This window comes from Pseudomonas sp. GW456-12-1-14-TSB6, assembly GCF_059424205.1.
The window spans coordinates 1-16,603 of sequence record NZ_JBWKZE010000018.1 but is presented as its reverse complement, the minus strand read 5'-3'; the positions used below and the strand labels follow the sequence as shown (position 1 = coordinate 16,603).

Annotated in this window: 16 protein-coding genes and 1 tRNA gene (1 of these 17 cut by a window edge); 4 read left to right on the top strand and 13 right to left on the bottom strand. The window is 61.1% G+C overall.

What is annotated here, in order from left to right:
- Positions 1-15 (bottom strand) — tRNA-Met (locus AC07Y2_RS17625) (it extends 162 nt beyond the left edge of the window).
- A 280-nt stretch (positions 16-295) separates the two neighbouring features.
- Here AC07Y2_RS17625 and dinB point away from each other — a divergent pair.
- Complete coding sequence (gene dinB, locus AC07Y2_RS17620; RefSeq protein ID WP_039771321.1) at positions 296-1,357, top strand: DNA polymerase IV; 1,062 nt, start codon at positions 296-298, stop codon at positions 1,355-1,357.
- 48 nt (positions 1,358-1,405) lie between these two features.
- Here dinB and AC07Y2_RS17615 read toward each other — a convergent pair whose 3' ends face one another.
- The 4 genes from AC07Y2_RS17615 to AC07Y2_RS17600 all read right to left on the bottom strand — a co-directional run bounded on the left by AC07Y2_RS17615 (position 1,406) and on the right by AC07Y2_RS17600 (position 6,152).
- Positions 1,406-2,359, bottom strand: a complete 954-nt coding sequence (locus AC07Y2_RS17615) for a hypothetical protein (RefSeq protein WP_039771323.1) — start codon at positions 2,357-2,359, stop codon at positions 1,406-1,408.
- Between the two features lie 17 nt (positions 2,360-2,376).
- Positions 2,377-4,092: a proline--tRNA ligase gene (locus tag AC07Y2_RS17610; protein ID WP_064593895.1), complete on the bottom strand. Its 1,716-nt coding sequence runs from the start codon at positions 4,090-4,092 to the stop codon at positions 2,377-2,379.
- 115 nt (positions 4,093-4,207) lie between these two features.
- Entirely contained in the window at positions 4,208-5,767 is a 1,560-nt protein-coding gene (locus tag AC07Y2_RS17605; RefSeq protein WP_011332760.1) for an AmpG family muropeptide MFS transporter, read from the bottom strand.
- Positions 5,768-5,810: 43 nt separating this feature from the next.
- Complete coding sequence (locus AC07Y2_RS17600; RefSeq protein WP_011332761.1) at positions 5,811-6,152, bottom strand: MGMT family protein; 342 nt, start codon at positions 6,150-6,152, stop codon at positions 5,811-5,813.
- 177 nt (positions 6,153-6,329) lie between these two features.
- Between AC07Y2_RS17600 and AC07Y2_RS17595 the strand changes: the two genes are divergently transcribed.
- The gene (locus AC07Y2_RS17595; protein WP_039771327.1) at positions 6,330-7,337 is read left to right on the top strand and encodes a DUF481 domain-containing protein; all 1,008 of its coding nucleotides are present in this window, start codon (positions 6,330-6,332) and stop codon (positions 7,335-7,337) included.
- Between the two features lie 118 nt (positions 7,338-7,455).
- Here the strand turns inward: AC07Y2_RS17595 and AC07Y2_RS17590 are convergent, their stop codons facing one another.
- The gene (locus AC07Y2_RS17590; protein WP_002554837.1) at positions 7,456-7,665 is read right to left on the bottom strand and encodes a cold-shock protein; all 210 of its coding nucleotides are present in this window, start codon (positions 7,663-7,665) and stop codon (positions 7,456-7,458) included.
- Between the two features lie 353 nt (positions 7,666-8,018).
- On the opposite strand from AC07Y2_RS17590, the gene dcd reads away from it, so the two are divergent.
- Entirely contained in the window at positions 8,019-8,585 is a 567-nt protein-coding gene (dcd, locus tag AC07Y2_RS17585; RefSeq protein WP_007954988.1) for a dCTP deaminase, read from the top strand.
- Positions 8,586-8,691: 106 nt separating this feature from the next.
- On the top strand, positions 8,692-8,901 hold the full coding sequence (locus AC07Y2_RS17580; protein WP_011332763.1) for a hypothetical protein: 210 nt from the start codon (positions 8,692-8,694) through the stop codon (positions 8,899-8,901).
- 39 nt (positions 8,902-8,940) lie between these two features.
- Here the strand turns inward: AC07Y2_RS17580 and pdeM are convergent, their stop codons facing one another.
- From pdeM to AC07Y2_RS17545, 7 genes are read right to left on the bottom strand one after another with little or no spacing between them, the layout of a single operon-like run.
- Entirely contained in the window at positions 8,941-9,597 is a 657-nt protein-coding gene (pdeM, locus tag AC07Y2_RS17575) for a ligase-associated DNA damage response endonuclease PdeM (RefSeq protein ID WP_103386522.1), read from the bottom strand.
- A complete protein-coding gene (locus AC07Y2_RS17570; protein ID WP_103386521.1) occupies positions 9,594-12,083 on the bottom strand; it encodes a ligase-associated DNA damage response DEXH box helicase in 2,490 nt (829 codons plus the stop codon). Before AC07Y2_RS17570 ends, pdeM begins: the two co-directional genes overlap by 4 nt.
- A gap of 59 nt (positions 12,084-12,142) precedes the next feature.
- Positions 12,143-12,907, bottom strand: coding sequence for an ABC transporter ATP-binding protein (locus AC07Y2_RS17565; RefSeq protein ID WP_039771333.1), 765 nt, complete (start codon positions 12,905-12,907; stop codon positions 12,143-12,145).
- Between the two features lie 13 nt (positions 12,908-12,920).
- On the bottom strand, positions 12,921-14,039 hold the full coding sequence (locus AC07Y2_RS17560) for a succinylglutamate desuccinylase/aspartoacylase family protein (RefSeq protein ID WP_074691383.1): 1,119 nt from the start codon (positions 14,037-14,039) through the stop codon (positions 12,921-12,923).
- Between the two features lie 12 nt (positions 14,040-14,051).
- The gene (locus tag AC07Y2_RS17555) at positions 14,052-14,762 is read right to left on the bottom strand and encodes an ABC transporter permease (RefSeq protein ID WP_011332767.1); all 711 of its coding nucleotides are present in this window, start codon (positions 14,760-14,762) and stop codon (positions 14,052-14,054) included.
- Positions 14,759-15,487: an ABC transporter permease gene (locus AC07Y2_RS17550; RefSeq protein WP_064593908.1), complete on the bottom strand. Its 729-nt coding sequence runs from the start codon at positions 15,485-15,487 to the stop codon at positions 14,759-14,761. Before AC07Y2_RS17550 ends, AC07Y2_RS17555 begins: the two co-directional genes overlap by 4 nt.
- A 56-nt stretch (positions 15,488-15,543) precedes the next feature.
- A complete protein-coding gene (locus AC07Y2_RS17545) occupies positions 15,544-16,326 on the bottom strand; it encodes a transporter substrate-binding domain-containing protein (protein WP_011332769.1) in 783 nt (260 codons plus the stop codon).
- Between the last annotated feature and the right edge of the window lie 277 nt (positions 16,327-16,603).

Below are 16,603 nucleotides of genomic sequence, written 5' to 3'. Positions count from 1 at the left end.
CTGCTCCATCCCGCGTCTGTGTGGCGGCATTCTACAGAGGAACGCCGGAGTGTCAACCTTCAATTCGGATAAAACCTGTTCAGCTTCAATTGGTTAGCGCTGACGGACGGTCTTTTTCCCGGCTGCAGGTCAGGCAGCACAAGGGTTTCAGCTCTATTGGAGGTTGCTTTTCGATTGAGAAAATAAATTCAAAGTCCGTTTCCTACAAACTGAAAAGAACATTCATACCACTGGTGCTATATACAGGTGTCAGTGAGATACTGCCGGTCCGGCTCGCCATGTTTCCTTTTCTGTCATGACTCAGCGAAAAATCATCCACGTCGACTGTGACTGTTTCTACGCCGCCATCGAGATGCGGGATGACCCGAGCCTCGCCGGCAAGCCGTTGGCGGTCGGTGGCTCAGCGGACAGGCGCGGGGTGATCGCCACCTGCAACTATGAGGCGCGGGCTTACGGCGTTCGCTCGGCGATGTCGTCCGGGCACGCCCTGAAACTGTGCCCGGACCTGACCATCGTCAAGCCGCGGATGGACGCCTATCGCGAGGCATCGAAGGAAATTCACACGATCTTCAGCGATTACACCGACCTGATCGAGCCGCTTTCCCTGGACGAAGCCTATCTCGACGTCTCGGACAGCGCGCACTTCGGCGGCAGCGCCACGCGGATCGCCCAGGACATTCGCCGCCGGGTTTCTAATCAATTGCACATCACCGTCTCCGCCGGCGTGGCGCCGAACAAGTTTTTGGCCAAGATCGCCAGCGACTGGAAAAAGCCCAACGGCTTGTTCGTGATCACCCCGGATCAGGTCGAAGACTTCGTCAGTGGCCTGCCGGTGAGCAAGTTGCACGGGGTGGGCAAGGTCACGGCCGACAAGCTGGGCAAGCTCGGTATCAGTGACTGCCTGCAATTGCGCGAGTGGGACAAGCTGGCGCTGGTGCGGGAATTCGGCAGTTTCGGCGAGCGTTTGTGGAGTCTGGCCCGTGGGATCGATGAGCGGCTGGTGCACAACGACAGCCGCCGTCAGTCGATCAGTGTCGAAAACACCTACGATGTCGATCTGCCGGATCTGCGCAGTTGCCTCGACAAACTTCCGGAACTGTTGGAAACCCTGAAAACTCGCATGGCGCGGATCGACAGCAGCTACCGGCCGGGCAAGCCGTTCGTCAAAGTGAAGTTTCACGATTTCACCCAGACCACACTGGAGCAGGCCGGGGCAGGGCGGGATCTGGGCAGTTACCAGTTGATGCTGACGCAGGCGTTCAACCGCGGTGGCAAACCGGTGCGGCTATTGGGAGTGGGCGTGCGGCTGGAGGATTTACGCGGCGGGTTCGAACAAATGGAGCTGTTCGAGCGATAAGTGGACAAAAAAATGCCCGAAGCAGGTTCGGGCATTTTTTCAGGGGGTTCAGTTCGGCCCCGGATCCGCCACCAGACGCCCCGCATCCCGGGTCAGGGACTTGAGGAATTCGGCCTGCAACTCAGGATCGTTGCGGGTCAGTTCGATCAGGCTTTGTTCCAGTTCACTGGCTTCTTCTTCCAGACCCAGTTCCGACAGACGCTTGACCCGGTGCACCCATTGGCTCACTTCGTCGTCTTCCAGATCGTCGTAGATCAGCCCGTGAGCTTCCAGCAGCTTGCCGCGCAGGTGACTGCTGATCGCCAAAGACGAGTCGGAATGCACGTCATCCTTGCCGTCTTCGACGCTGATCTGCAGTTTGCCTACATGATTGAGGTCGTTTTCGGCGAACGGGCTGTCCAGCAGGTTCAGACGCAGCACGCCGTTGCGATCGGTGGTCATGTCGAAGGTCTGCTTGCCGGCCTTGACCTGAACCGGGCGCTCGCTCCACGGCAGGCTCGAATATTCCGTGCGCTTGTCGCGCTGGACTTCGTCGATACCGGCCAGGTTCTGTTGCGCGCGACCGTTGGATTGCACGTTCATGAACGGGTTGAGCCCGGCGAAACCGTAGCTGAGCCAGTCCCGTGTCACGCTGTCGGGCAGATTGCCGAGGGCAAACACGTTGACCACGTTCGCGCCGACGCCGCCGACCACCGCGACCGCGCCCAGCGGGATCTCGTAGATCTCCCGCCATGGCTGGTAAGGCGTGTAACGGTCGTAATGGCGGGTAACCTCGAACTCGGTGACTTCGAAAGTCTTCTGTTCGTTGATCTTCACGCGCCGTTGCGGCAGCTCAAGCACCTTGGGCTCGCCGACATCGATCTGCAGGCTGTGATCGAGCAGTTTGCGCTCGACACGTTCCTCGTGCTCGCTGCGTTGTGACATGTGATTGGCACAGCCGCTGACCAGCAGGGTGCCGCACAGGGCGGCACCACCGAGGCCTAAGGTGTTTCGCTTGAACATGACGTCTCTATCTGGTTTCAGCGGCGGATACGGGCCTGAAGGAAGGACAGCACGTCGGCAACCGGCAGCGCTTGCGCCTGGCCTTCGGTACGGCTCTTGTATTCCAGGTTGCCTTCGGCGAGGCCGCGGTCGCTGACCACGATCCGGTGCGGAATGCCGATCAGCTCCATGTCCGCGAACTTGATGCCCGGGCTGGTTTTCTTGTCGCGGTCGTCCAGCAGCACTTCGAAGCCGGCCGCGGTCAGTTCCGCGTACAGCTTGTCGGTGGCTTCGCGCACCAGCTCGGTTTCATAGCGCAGTGGCACCAGAGCGATCTGGAACGGTGCCAGGGCGTCGCTCCAGATGATGCCGTTTTCGTCGTTGTTCTGCTCGATGGCGGCAGCCACCACGCGGGACACGCCGATACCGTAGCAACCCATTTCCAGGGTCACCGGCTTGCCGTTCTCGCCCAGCACTTCGCACTTCATCGCCTTGCTGTACTTGTTGCCCAGCTGGAAGATGTGCCCGACTTCGATGCCGCGCTTGATTTCCAGGGTGCCCTTGCCGTCCGGGCTCGGGTCGCCGGCCACGACGTTGCGCAGGTCGGCCACGGTCGGAACCGGCAGATCACGCTCCCAGTTCACGCCGAAGTAGTGCTTGTCGTCGATGTTGGCACCGATGGCGAAGTCGCTCATCAGCTCCACCGAACGGTCGATGATGATCGGCAGCGGCAGGTTCAGCGGGCCGAGGGAGCCGGCGCCGGCGCCGATGGCGTCACGCAGTTCGGCATCGGAGGCCATGACCAGCGGGCTGGCAACGCCTGGCTGGTTGGCAGCCTTGATTTCGTTCAGCTCGTGGTCGCCGCGAATGATCAGGGCGATCAGCTTGCCTTCTTCTTCGGCGTGCACGATCAGGGTCTTGATGGTCTTTTCGATCGGCAGACCGAATTTCTCCACCAGGGCCGCGATGGTCTTGGTGTCTGGCGTATCGACCAGACGCAGCTCTTCGCTTGGCGCGGCGCGCGAGGTTTCACGCGGCACGGCTTCGGCTTTCTCGATGTTCGCCGCGTAGTCGGAACCGTTGCTGAAGACGATATCGTCTTCGCCGGACTCGGCCAGTACGTGGAATTCGTGGGAGCCGGCACCACCGATCGAGCCGTTGTCGGCTTCCACCGGACGGAATTTCAGGCCCAGGCGGGTGAAGATGTTGCAGTACGCTTCGTGCATGCGGTCATAGGTGATCTGCAGCGACGCCTGATCCGCATGGAACGAGTAGGAGTCCTTCATGATGAATTCGCGACCGCGCATCAGGCCGAAGCGTGGACGGATCTCGTCACGGAATTTGGTCTGGATCTGGTACAGGTTGATCGGCAGCTGTTTGTAGCTGCTCAACTCGTTGCGCATCAGATCGGTGATCACTTCTTCGTGGGTCGGCCCCGCGCAGAAATCACGACCGTGGCGGTCTTTGATGCGCAGCAGCTCAGGGCCGTATTCTTCCCAGCGCCCCGATTCCTGCCACAGCTCGGCCGGTTGGGTGCTCGGCATCAACACTTCCAGAGAGCCGGCGGCGTCCATTTCTTCACGAACGATGGCTTCCACCTTGCGCATCACTCGCAAGCCCATCGGCAGCCAGGTGTACAGGCCCGAGGCGAGTTTGCGGATCATGCCGGCGCGCAGCATCAGCTGATGGCTGATCACGACCGCGTCGGAAGGCGTTTCTTTCTGTGTGGCGAGCAAAAATTGACTGGTGCGCATGGTTGGCCGTTGTCGGTTGCTATGACTGGAAATGACGGAGCAGTGTAACGGCGAGATCCGCCGACGTACAGAAGTGCAGCCCCGGCGCAAACCCTCTCGCCGGGTGCGAGATGTCTTACGATTCTTCCACGACGGAGGTCGGTGCAGGTTCCGGCGTCGGCGTCGGGCCTTCGCGGCGGCTTTCCTGGAACCAGTGCAGGGCGATCAGCACCAGGGTCGGAACGCCGAGCAGCGCGGTGATCAGGAAGAAGTTGTGATAACCGAACTTCTCCACCATCACCCCGGAGTAGCCGCCGATCAGGCGTGGCAGCAGGAGCATGATCGAGCTGAGCAGGGCGTACTGGGTGGCGGAGAACTTCAGGTTGGTCAGGCTCGACAGGTAGGCGACGAACGCTGAGGTGGCCAGGCCGGAGCTGAAGTTGTCGAGGGAGATCGTCACCACCAGCATCTGCAGGTTCGGGCCCATGTCGGCGAGCATCAGGAACAGCAGGTTGGTGCCCGCCGACGCGGCACCGCCGATGAACAGGATCGGCAGGATGCCGAAGCGCACGATCAGCAGACCGCCCATACCGGCGCCGACGAGGGTCATGATCAGGCCGAAGATCTTGCTGACGCTGGCGATCTGGTCCTTGGTGAAACCCTGGTCGATGTAGAACACGTTGGCCATCACGCCCATCACCGTGTCGGACATCCGATAGGTGGCGATCAGGCCGAGCAGCAGCAACGCCTGCCAGCGGTAGCGCAGGATGAAGTCGTTGACCGGCGTCAGCACTGGCGCCAGACCGCGACGGCCCATGGCCGAGAGGCACAGGCAGGTCAGCGTGGTGTAGAGAATCGCGCGCAGGAACGCCCGGTCTTCCAGCAGCAGGTCCAGCGGGCTCATGTCGCCAAACAGCACGCTGGCGAAATCGGTGTTGTAGAGCTGGGTGAACATGGCCGGTACGGAGACCAGCAAAATGATCAGCACGAACACCGACATCAACTGATGCATGAAGGTGTAACGCCCCGCCTGCAACTGGGTGCGCAACGGCACCGGCGGCTCGCGCATCAGCAGGGTGGTGAGCAGGGCAGGCACCATCAGGGCACCGAACAGCACGTAGGTGCCGGTCCAGGCCGAATGCTGGTACTTGAAGCCTGTAGAGCCGAAGCCCTCGGCGAAGAACAGCGCACCCGCGGTCGCGAGCAGGGCGGCGATCCGATAGCCGGACATATAGCTGGCGGCCAGCGCGGCCTGACGGCTGTCTTCGGCGATTTCCAGGCGATAGGCGTCGACCGCGATATCCTGGGTGGCGGAAGCGAACGCCACGACCACGGCGATGGCGATCAGCCAGGACAGGTGTTTCTGCGGGTCGCAAAAACCCATACCGATCAGGCCGAGGATTACCAGCGTCTGTGAGAGCACCAGCCACGAACGGCGACGACCCAGCTTGCCCAGCAGCGGCAGGCGCCACTGGTCGAGCAGGGGCGACCAGACCCATTTGAAGGCATAAGCCAGACCAATCAGGCTGGCGTAGCCGATCGTCTCACGGGCCACACCGGCTTCACGCAGCCAGACCGAAAGTGTCGAGAACACCAGCATGTACGGCAGGCCGGCGGCGAAACCCAGCAACAACAGCACGAGCGTCGAAGGACTGGCATAGGCGGCGAGCGCGGCGCGCCAGGTTTTACGGGGCATGGGCTGAAGTCTGCCTCAAGATTGCGAAAACAAAGCGCGCACTCTAACCGCTGTGCTCTACCGGACGCCAGCCATGGCGCCGAATATCCACACGATTGTTCAGGACGGTGATGCCTTCCATGCGCAATCGCGCCCGCTGTTCGTCCCCGGACGGGCTGCCCGCCGGCAGGCTGATCCGACCGCCGGCGCCGAGCACGCGGTGCCAGGGCAGTTTGGTGTCGCCGGGCAATTGGCTCAGGGTCCGACCGACCCAACGGGCGGCGCGCCCCAACCCCGCCAGTTCGGCCAACTGACCATAGCTGACGACTTTGCCCTCAGGCACTTGGGCGAGGGTGGAATAGAGTGCCGTGCGTCGGATTTGCGGATCGTTTTCGCAGGCATGCATCGGGTCTGTCACGTGCGCGGTTCCTGAACTTGATCGCGTTATGTGCTTAAGCGTAATCGGTGGATGGGCAATTGAGAAATGAACTCAACAGAATTAGCCGGGTCACTCCTTGTCAGGGAATTATTCCTACGGATAATGCCGACCCTTTTTTCGCAACCTTGAGTCTTCGATTCGCTTATGTTGTCCAGAACCCTGCTGTGCCTTGCTGTCTTCAGTGCGTCCACACCTTTGCTTGCCGACACCGTCTGGTTGAAGAACGGTGACAAGCTGAGCGGTAAAATCACGCTGTTCGACGGCGGCAAGTTGCTGGTCCAGACCCAGTACGCCGGGGCCGTTACCATCGACTGGAAGCAGGTCAAGACCCTGGAGAGCGATCAGGAACTGCTGGTCAAGCAGGACGCCTACAACGGCGAGAAGGCCAAGTCCCTGAGTGCTGCCGAAGAGGGCAAGGTCACCCTGGCCAACGGCGAGGCGCCGAAAACCGTGGAGCTGGCGAGCATTCAGCAGATTCTCAAGCCGAAACCGGTGGTCGAGGATCTGGTGTGGAAGGGCAACGTCGATCTGGCGCTCGACTACCAGCGCGCCGAGAAAGATACCGACGACTACGATGTCGGCTTCAAGACCACTGCTCGTCACGGCCGCTGGCGCCATATCGCCGAGGGCGAATACAACCGCGAAGTGCAAGACGACGTGACCACCACCGATAACTGGCGCGCCGAGTACTCGCTCGACCGCTTCCTCACTGATCAATGGTTCTGGCAGGGGCGGTTGAACTACAAGCGCGATCACATCGAAGAGCTGGCGCGCCAGCGCGTGGTGGGTACCGGCCCGGGTTACCAGTTCTGGGATGACGAACTGGGAGCGTTCTCCCTGGGTTCGCTGCTCAACCGAACCGATTACGAGTACCGCGATGGCAGCAAGGACAACTTCTATTCGGTCGCCATGAAGTGGGACTACAACCGCTACCTGATCGGCAAGAAGGTCGAGTTCTTCACCAATGGCGAAGTCGGCAAGCCGCTGTCCGGCGTGGCCGACTATGCACTGGATGCGGAAATGGGCCTGCGCTACAAGGTCACCGACTGGGCCTCGCTCAACCTCAAGGCCGAACGCGACATCATCAGCGGCACCGAGGATGCGGACCTGAGCAAGACCCGCTACACCGCCGGCTTCGGCGTGGCCTGGTAAGCAACGCAAAAGATCGCAGCCTTCACGGGCTGCGATATTTTTTTGCGCCCGGAAAAACAGACGCCCACAAAAAAGCCCCGCTTTTGAGGGCGGGGCCTTTTTCTAAAGAAGCTACAAGTTAGATAACTTGTACTTCTTCAGCTTGCATGCCTTTCTGACCGCGGGTAGCGATGAAAGAAACCTGTTGGCCTTCTTTCAGGCTTTTGAAGCCGTCGGATTGGATAGCTTTGAAGTGAACGAACAGGTCGTCACCGGATTGTGGAGTGATGAAGCCGAAGCCTTTTTCATCGTTGAACCACTTAACGGTACCGGTTTGGCGATTAGACATGGTGTAACTCCTTGAACAAAGATAACTGCGACTCAGGAAGAACCCTGGCCGAGACTGAGTGCAAAGAGCAGGAAAAATTCTTGTAGATGGTTGGATCGAAATTCAACATATCGTGTAGAGATTCTCAGTGACACAAGCAGCACAGTGGCGCCACCTTAACCCTTTTTCCGGAACGTGCCAATGCTTCTTGCGAAGGTTTCTCTGTTTTAGGGATCGACGGTGTGACGGTTCGTCGCGAAGCCGCGTAAATCCCGCACGTTCGGCGAGAATTGCACCCCGCACTTTGAACCCGGCGGCGCGCCCGGTAAGATGCCGGACAGATTTTTTCCACCTCGCTATTCAGGACACCCGCCATGAGCATCAAATCGGACAAGTGGATTCGCCGCATGGCGCAGGAACACGGCATGATCGAGCCGTTCGTCGAGCGCCAGGTACGCGGCAGCGACGACAGCCGTGTGATCTCCTACGGTGTGTCGAGCTACGGCTACGATGTGCGCTGCACCAATCATTTCAAGGTGTTCACCAACATCAATTCGGCCATCGTCGATCCGAAGAATTTCGACGCCGGCAGCTTCGTCGACGTCCACAGCGACGTCTGCATCATTCCGCCGAACTCCTTCGCCCTGGCCACGACCGTTGAATACTTCCGTATTCCGCGCAACGTCCTGACCATCTGCCTGGGCAAGAGCACCTACGCCCGCTGCGGCATCATCGTCAACGTCACCCCGCTCGAGCCGGAGTGGGAAGGCCAGGTGACCCTGGAATTCTCCAACACCACCAACCTGCCGGCGAAGATCTACGCCAACGAAGGTGTGGCGCAGATGCTGTTCCTGGAATCCGATGAGGAATGTGAAGTCTCCTACAAGGACCGTGCCGGCAAGTATCAGGGCCAGCGTGGCGTGACCCTGCCGCGTACCTGATCCGTCCATCCGGCAGTTACCGGGAATTCTTCGGCGGGTAGACACTCTATGAGGTGTACTGCCCGTTTCGCGAACAGCGGGACGGGCCTTCGCCGAGGAGTGCTCCATGAAGATCGATCCGCAAATCACTGCCGAACTGGCAAGGCTCGAGCCCAATCAGGTTGGCGTAATGGCCTGGTCGTTGTTGGCACACCCCCCCATCACCACGGCCGGCGGAATCCCTCACCAGCCCGATCCCGATACCCCCAACGAAGAACCGACAGAGCCCGGCGAACCTACGTTGCCGGATAAACCGCCACCCGCGCCCGTCGCCTGATTGAACGTATGGCCCGTCGGCTGAATCCTGAACAGGACGTCAGCCGACGGGCCATATTTCGTTGTCGCCAATGACAAAGATCCGACAGCTGTCTTCCTTCTCCACGGGATAACCGCCGGTGAAGGCGCCAAACGCCGGCAGCAGGCTGATGCGTTCCCCCAGCCTGAAACACGCCAGCCGCAAACGCTGGCGCCCCTTGCCGATCAATCGATAAACCGGGTGTACGTGCCCTGCGAGGACATGCCGTTCAGGGTGCGGATCCGGCTCGTGCTGCAGCGAGAAGGGACCCAGCAGCATGGGCTCCGGCACCACCCGGATGTTCAGCGCTACCGGTGGATCGCCCGCGCGCTTGTCGTGATTGCCGCGAATCAGTGTCATCGGCAGATCGGCATGACGCGCCCGCCACTGCGCCAGCGCCTGCAAGGTGCCGGGTGCATGGGAGCCGGGTCCGTGCAGGAAATCCCCCAGAAAAATCAGTTGCCGACATGGCAGCTTTGCCAGCAACTGCTCGATCACGGCGATATTGCTCGTCGTAGTGCCCTGCGGCACCGGCTGCCCCAGACGACGATAAGCGGCCGCTTTGCCGAAATGCACATCGGCAATCAGCAGCGTCTGCTGCGCCGGCCAGTACAGCGCCTTTTCCGGCAGCAACCAGAGGTCTTCGCCCGCCAGGCGCACGGGGTAGGGCGCGTTCATCGGGATTGGCCCTTATCGGCGGTGTTCTCCAGATCGCCGACCATACGCCGGATGCGGTCAGCGAGTTTTTCCGAGCTCATGCTTTCGCGCATGCGTTCCACCAGCAATGGAAAGCCGAGCGGTGTCGGACGTTTGATCAAGTGCATATCGAGTTCCATCCGGTTGATTCGCTCCAGTGTCTGCTCCAGCCGACGAATATCCAGTTCTTCCCGCAGGACTTCTTCCCCGGCCTGCGCCAGCAGCAGATTGTCGGCGTCGTATTGTTTGAACACTTCGAAGAACAGCCCGCTGGAGGCCTGGACCTGACGGGTACTTTTCGGCGCGCCGGGGTAACCGGCGAACACCAGTCCGGCAATCCGCGCGATTTCCCGAAACCTGCGCAGCGCCAGTTCGCCCGCGTTGAGGCTGGCCAGCACATCCCTCAACAAACCCTCGGGACCGAGCAGGGCGCCATCCAGTTGCACAGACCAGTCAACGGGCGTGGCGCTGAGCAATTCCAGTCCGTAATCGTTGACCGCAATCGAGAAGGTCACCGGCAGGCGCTGGCTCACCCGCCACGCCAGCAGGCTGGCCAGCCCCAGATGCACCTGACGTCCGGCAAACGGATAGAGGAAAAGGTGCCAGCCTTCTCGGGATTTCAGCACTTCGGCCAGCAGATTGTTGACTGTCGGCAGGCCTGACCAGCGCATCTGGGTTTCCAGCAGCGGTCGCAAGGCCTGCATTTCCGGGCCGGCAAACTCGCCTTGTGCCGCCGCGCTGAACCGGTTGACCACCGCTTCGGCCAATTCATTGGAGAGCGGCATGCGCCCGCCATTCCAGCGCGGTACGGCAGCTTTTTTCGCCTTGCTGCGTTTGACGTAGGCGGTCATGTTTTCCACCCGCACCAGCTCCAGCAGGCGCCCGGCGAACAGAAAACCATCGCCGGGTTTGAGGCGTGCGATAAAACCTTCTTCAACACTGCCCAGTTGTTTGCCGCCACCGCCCTTGCTCCAGAACTTCAGATGAATGCTGGCATCGCTGACGATGGTGCCGATGCTCATCCGATGGCGGCGCGCCAGGCGGGCATCGGGGACGCGCCAGATCCCGTGTTCATCCGGCTCGACCCGGCGGTAATCCGGATACGCCGTCAGCGACATCCCGCCGTGACGCACGAACGCCAGCGCCCAGGCCCAGTCGGCGGGTGTCAGGTCGCGATAGGCCCAGGCGCCACGGACTTCTTCGTACAGCTCATCGGGAGCAAAGCCACCGCCCAGGGCCATGCTGACCAGATGTTGCACCAGCACATCCAGCGGTTTGTGCGGTGACAGTCGCGGTTCGATCCGCCGCTGTGCCACGGCATCGCCAGCGGCCGCAGCTTCGATCAGCTCCAGGCTGTGGGTCGGCACCAGGGTGACCCGCGACGTTCGACCGGGCGCATGCCCCGAACGTCCGGCACGCTGCATCAGCCGCGCCACGCCTTTGGCCGAGCCAATCTGCAGCACCCGCTCCACCGGCAGGAAATCCACTCCCAGATCCAGACTGGAAGTGCAGACCACGGCTTTGAGTTGGCCATTCTTCAGCGCTTGCTCGACCCAATCGCGGGTGTCCCGGGACAGCGAGCTGTGGTGCAGCGCGATCAATCCGGCCCAGTCCGGCCGCGCTTCCAGCAAGGCCTGGTACCAGATTTCCGACTGCGCCCGGGTGTTGGTGAACACCAGGCTGCTGGCGCAGACGTCCAGTTCGGCGACCACCTGCGGCAACATCTTCAAGCCGATATGCCCGGCCCAGGGAAAACGCTCGATGGCCGGTGGGAGCAAGGTATCGACCTTGAGCGACTTTTCGCTTTGCCCCTGAATACTCACGCCACCGCCCAGTGGGATCAGCACCTGTTCGGCGTGGGACTGATTGCCGAGCGTCGCGGAAACGCCCCAGACGATCAGCCCCGGCTGCCAGCGGCGCAGGCGGGCGAGGGCCAGTTGCAATTGCACGCCGCGCTTGTTGCCGAGCAATTCGTGCCACTCGTCCACCACGACCATGCGTAGCGTCGACAGCGCCGTTTGCGCGTCGGCACGGGCGAGCATCAGGGTCAGGCTTTCCGGGGTGGTGATCAACGTGGTGGGCAGGCGCCGGTTCTGCCGGGCGCGTTCGCTGCTGCCGGTGTCGCCGGTGCGCAGGCCGACGCTCCAGGGGATCTGCAGATCGTCCAGCGGCGCTTGCAGGGCGCGCGCGGTGTCGGCGGCCAGCGCCCGCATCGGGGTGATCCACAAGACAGTCAGCGGTTCGGCGGGCGGTTTGCGTTTACGGGTGGTTTCAGCAACAGGCCCGGAGCGGGCAAAGCGATTGAGCGCGGCAAACCACACCGCGTAGGTTTTACCGGCGCCGGTGCTGGCATGCAGCAGGCCGGATTCGCCACGTTTGACCGCGGCCCACACCTGTTTCTGAAAGGCGAACGGCTTCCAGTCGCGGGCGCTGAACCAGTGTTTGGCGAAGTCGGTGGAGGTGCCCATGCCGGCGACGTGTGCTCTGAAGATGTTCCTTCAATGACCGCGCCGACCGGGCAATAGTTTTACTTGAGATTGCCGCTGAGAAATTGCTTCAGGCGTTCGCTCTTCGGATTGCCCAGCACTTCTTCCGGCGCGCCTTCCTCCTCCACCAGCCCTTGATGCAGGAACAGCACCTGGCTCGACACCTTGCGGGCAAAGCTCATTTCGTGGGTGACCATGATCATGGTCCGACCTTCTTCGGCCAGGCCCTGAATCACCTTGAGCACTTCGCCGACCAGCTCCGGATCGAGCGCCGAGGTCGGTTCGTCGAACAGCATGACTTCCGGCTCCATCGCCAAGGCTCGGGCAATCGCCACCCGTTGCTGCTGGCCGCCGGAGAGGAACGCCGGATACTGATCGGCCACCCGTGCCGGCAGACCGACCTTTTCCAGATAACGCCGGGCGCGGTCGTCGGCTTCCTGTTTGCTGCAGCCCAGCACCCGGCGCGGGGCCATGGTGATGTTTTCCAGCACGGTCATGTGGCTCCACAGGTTGAAGTGCTGGAACACCATCGCTAGCCGTGTGCGCAGGCGTTGCAGTTCATCGGCGTCGGCGACGTGCATGCCGTGGCGGTCGGTGACCATGCGGATCGCCTGGCCATCGAGGCTCATCGCGCCGTCGTTGGGTTGTTCGAGAAAGTTGATGCAGCGCAAAAAGGTGCTTTTGCCCGAGCCGCTGGCGCCGATCAGGCTGATCACGTCGCCGGTCCTGGCCTTGAGCGAGACGCCTTTGAGCACCTGATGGTCGCCATAGCTTTTGTGCAGGCCTTCAACGGTCAATTTGTACATGGGACAGACATCCTCAAGGCGAAAGTAGATAGCCGCTGCGATAGGCTTCGGCGCCCGCGACGTGGGCGATCACCATCCCGGCGGTGGCCATGCGCCGCAGCGAGCGGGCATAGAGCAGACCGGAAGCGGTGCAATGGACTGGCGTGACCCGGTCACTGATCGGGTCGATGATTTCGGCGATTTTCTGCCCGGCTTCCAGCCACTGGCCGGGCGTGGCGCTGTACACCAGCAGCCCGCCGACAGGAGTGGCCACCGGTTCCACACCGGCCAGCGGTGTGGCGGGATGTGCCAGGGCCGGCAAGGCTTTGGGTTCGCCGACGATGGCGCCGAAATGGATCAGGTAATCGATCAGCGCCTGGCAATCGCGACTGGCCAGCGGATGGGTGACATCCCCCTGACCGCGCAACTCGACGGTGACCGAGAAACTGCCCAGTGGAATCTCGAAGTGGTCGCCGAAGCGCTCCTTCAATTGCCACCACAGCAGGGTGAAGCACTCGTCGAACGACTGGCCGCCGGAGTCGGTGGCCAACAGGCTCGCCTGGGATTCGATATAGCGCGCCAGCGGCTCGACCTGCGGCCAGGCCTCGGGCGTGGTGTAGAGGTGAACCACGGATTCGAAATCGCAGTGCAGGTCCAAAACCATGTCCGCATCGCAGGCCAGCCGTTGCAGGGTCAGGCGCTGGGATTGCAGCTGAGTCGTGGCGGTGTGGCGGGCGAGGGCGTTGCGCAGGCTGGAACGGATCAGCTCAAGGTTGCGCTGCGGGTCGTCGCTCAGTTGCGCTTCGATTTCGTTGCCGATTTCTTCGCTGAGGTCGACGAACCAGCGGTTGAAATTCTGTCCGCTCTCCAGCTCGTAGCGGCCCAGCGGCACATCCATCAGCACCTGTTCGAGGCCGACCGGGTTGGCCACCGGCACCAGCACGATTTCGCTGCGCAGGCGGCCGGCGGCTTCCAGCTCCGCCAGACGCTGCTTGAGGTGCCAGGCCACGAGCATTCCGGGCAGTTCGTCGGCATGCAGCGAAGACTGGATGTAGATCTTGCCCTGGGCCTTGTCCGGGCCGAAATGAAAGCTGTGGATCTGTCGAGCGGTCCCCGGCAGCGGGGCCAGCAGGTCGTGTATCTGATGACGCATCTCTAAAGGGTCCTAGTGGGTCGGGCCGAGGAACGCCAGCCATCGGCGTTCGGCAAGGCGGAACAGGCCGACCAGCGCAAAGGTGATGGTCAGGTAGATCAGCGCGGCGATGCCGAACGACTGAAAGGTCAGGAAGGTCGCCGAGTTGGCGTCCCGCGCGACTTTCAGGATGTCGGGGATGGTCGCGGTGAAAGCCACGGTGGTCGAATGCAGCATCAGGATCACTTCGTTGCTGTAGTACGGCAACGAACGGCGCAGCGCCGACGGCATGATCACGTAGGCATACAGCTTCCAGCCGGTCAGGCCGTAGGCCTTGGCTGCTTCGACTTCGCCGTGGTTCATGCTGCGGATAGCCCCGGCGAAAATCTCCGTGGTGTAGGCGCAGGTGTTGAGGGCGAAGGCCAGGATCGTGCAGTTCATCGCATCGCGGAAGAAACTGTCGAGCAGCGGCTGCGCGCGCACGGCGGCCAGGCTGTAAATCCCGGTGTAGCAGATCAGCAGCTGGATATAGAGCGGCGTGCCACGGAACAGGTAGGTGTAGAACTGCACCGGCCAGCGAATGTAGAAGTGCGGCGAGACCCGGGCGATCGACAGCGGAATCGACACGATGAAACCGAAGAAGATCGAGGCGCTGAGCAGCCACATCGTCATCGCCAGCCCGGTGATGTTCTGGCCGTCGGTATAAAGGAAGGCTTTCCAGTATTCCTGCAGGAGTTCGATCATCGTACGGCCTCCCGGGCACCGGCGGCGTAGCGGCGTTCGAGCCAGCGCAGAATGAAGTTCGAGGCACTGGTGATCAGCAGGTAAATCAACGCGGCGAGGACCAGGAAGTAAAACAGTTGATAGGTGCTTTTACCGGCGTCCTGCGCGGCCTTGACCAGATCGGCCAGACCAATGATCGAAACCAGCGCGGTTGCCTTGAGCATCACCATCCAGTTGTTGCCGATGCCCGGCAGGGCGAAGCGCATCATTTGCGGGAACACCACGAAACGAAAGCGCTGGCCGCGCTTGAGACCATAGGCGGTGGCGGCTTCGACCTGACCGCGCGGCACGGCGAGAATCGCCCCGCGGAAGGTTTCAGTGAAGTACGCGCCGTAAATGAAGCCCAGGGTCAGGACCCCGGCGCTGAACGGGTCGATCTCGATGTATTCCCATTCCAGGTAATCGGTGAGCGTCGTCAGCCAGGTTTGCAGGCTGTAGAAGATCAGCAGCATCAGCACCAGGTCCGGCACCCCGCGAATCAGCGTGGTGTAGAGCTGGGCGGGCAGGCGCAGCAGTTTGACTTTTGACAGCTTGGCACTGGCGCCGAGCAGGCCGAGCAACACGGCCACCAGCAGCGACAACGCCGACAATTTGATGGTCATCCAGGTGCCTTCCAACAGCAAAGGGCCAAAGCCCTTGAGGCTGAAGGCGGAGAGCCCCAGATTTTGCAGGAGGTTTTCGAACATAAATCAGCAACCTGACTGAATGAAAAAGGCGCCCATCGAGGATGGGCGCCGGGGCATTATTTGCCGCTGTACAGATTCAGATCGCCAAAGTGTTTCTTTTGAATCTCGGCGTATTTGCCATCATCGTGTAACGCTTTGATACCTTTATCCAAAAGCGCTTTCAGCTCGGTGTTACCTTTCTTAATACCGACAGCGGTCTTGGCTGGCAGCAAGTGGTTGTCGACCGGCTTGCTGACTTCATAATCGGCGCCCTGCGGCGACTTCAGAAAGCCCAGTTCGGCCTGCAACATGTCCTGAATGCCCGCATCGAGACGGCCGGAGGTCAGGTCGGAATACACCTGGTCCTGGTTCTGATAGGCCTGGGTTTTCACACCGGCCTTGTCCAGCACGGCTTTGGCATAGGCTTCCTGGATGGTGCCTTGCTCGTAGCCGACGGTTTTGCCTTTCAGCGAAGCGACGTCGTCGGTGATGCCCGAACCTTTTTTCGACACGTAGGCCGTCGGGCCGGAGAACAGCTCGCTGGAGAAGTCGATGACTTTTTCACGGGCTTCGGTAACGGTCATCGACGAGATCACGCCGTCGAATTTATTGGCCTTGAGGCCCGGAATCATGCCGTCGAAGTCGCTTTCGACCCATTTGCACTTGACCTTCAGCTCGGCGCAGATGGCGTTGCCCAGATCGATGTCGAAGCCAACCAGGCTGCCGTCTGCCGCTTTCGACTCGAACGGTGCGTAGGAAGGGTCAACGCCAAACCGCAGTTCTTTGTATTCCTTGGCCAGCGCGGAGCCGGCGGCCATGCACAACGCCAGTGCAGAAAGGGTCAGCAATGCTTTTTTCATTATTCAATCCCTAAGAACCAATATGAGCGCTTGTGGCGCGGAATGATTGTTACTGGAGCGCTTACGACTTATAGAAAGTAGCAATTTCCGAACCAGAGTCCCGAACAAGTGTTTTAAAAGGTGTAGGAAGTGCAGGCCGGGGTGGGTCAGTGCACGAAAACGGGCACGCCTGAAATGCTGCACCAGGTTGGTTCGTGTGTGATCGTTCCCACGCTCCGCGTGGGAATGCCTCAATGGACGCTCTGCGTCCGCTTTGGGACGCGGAGCGTCCCGGGCT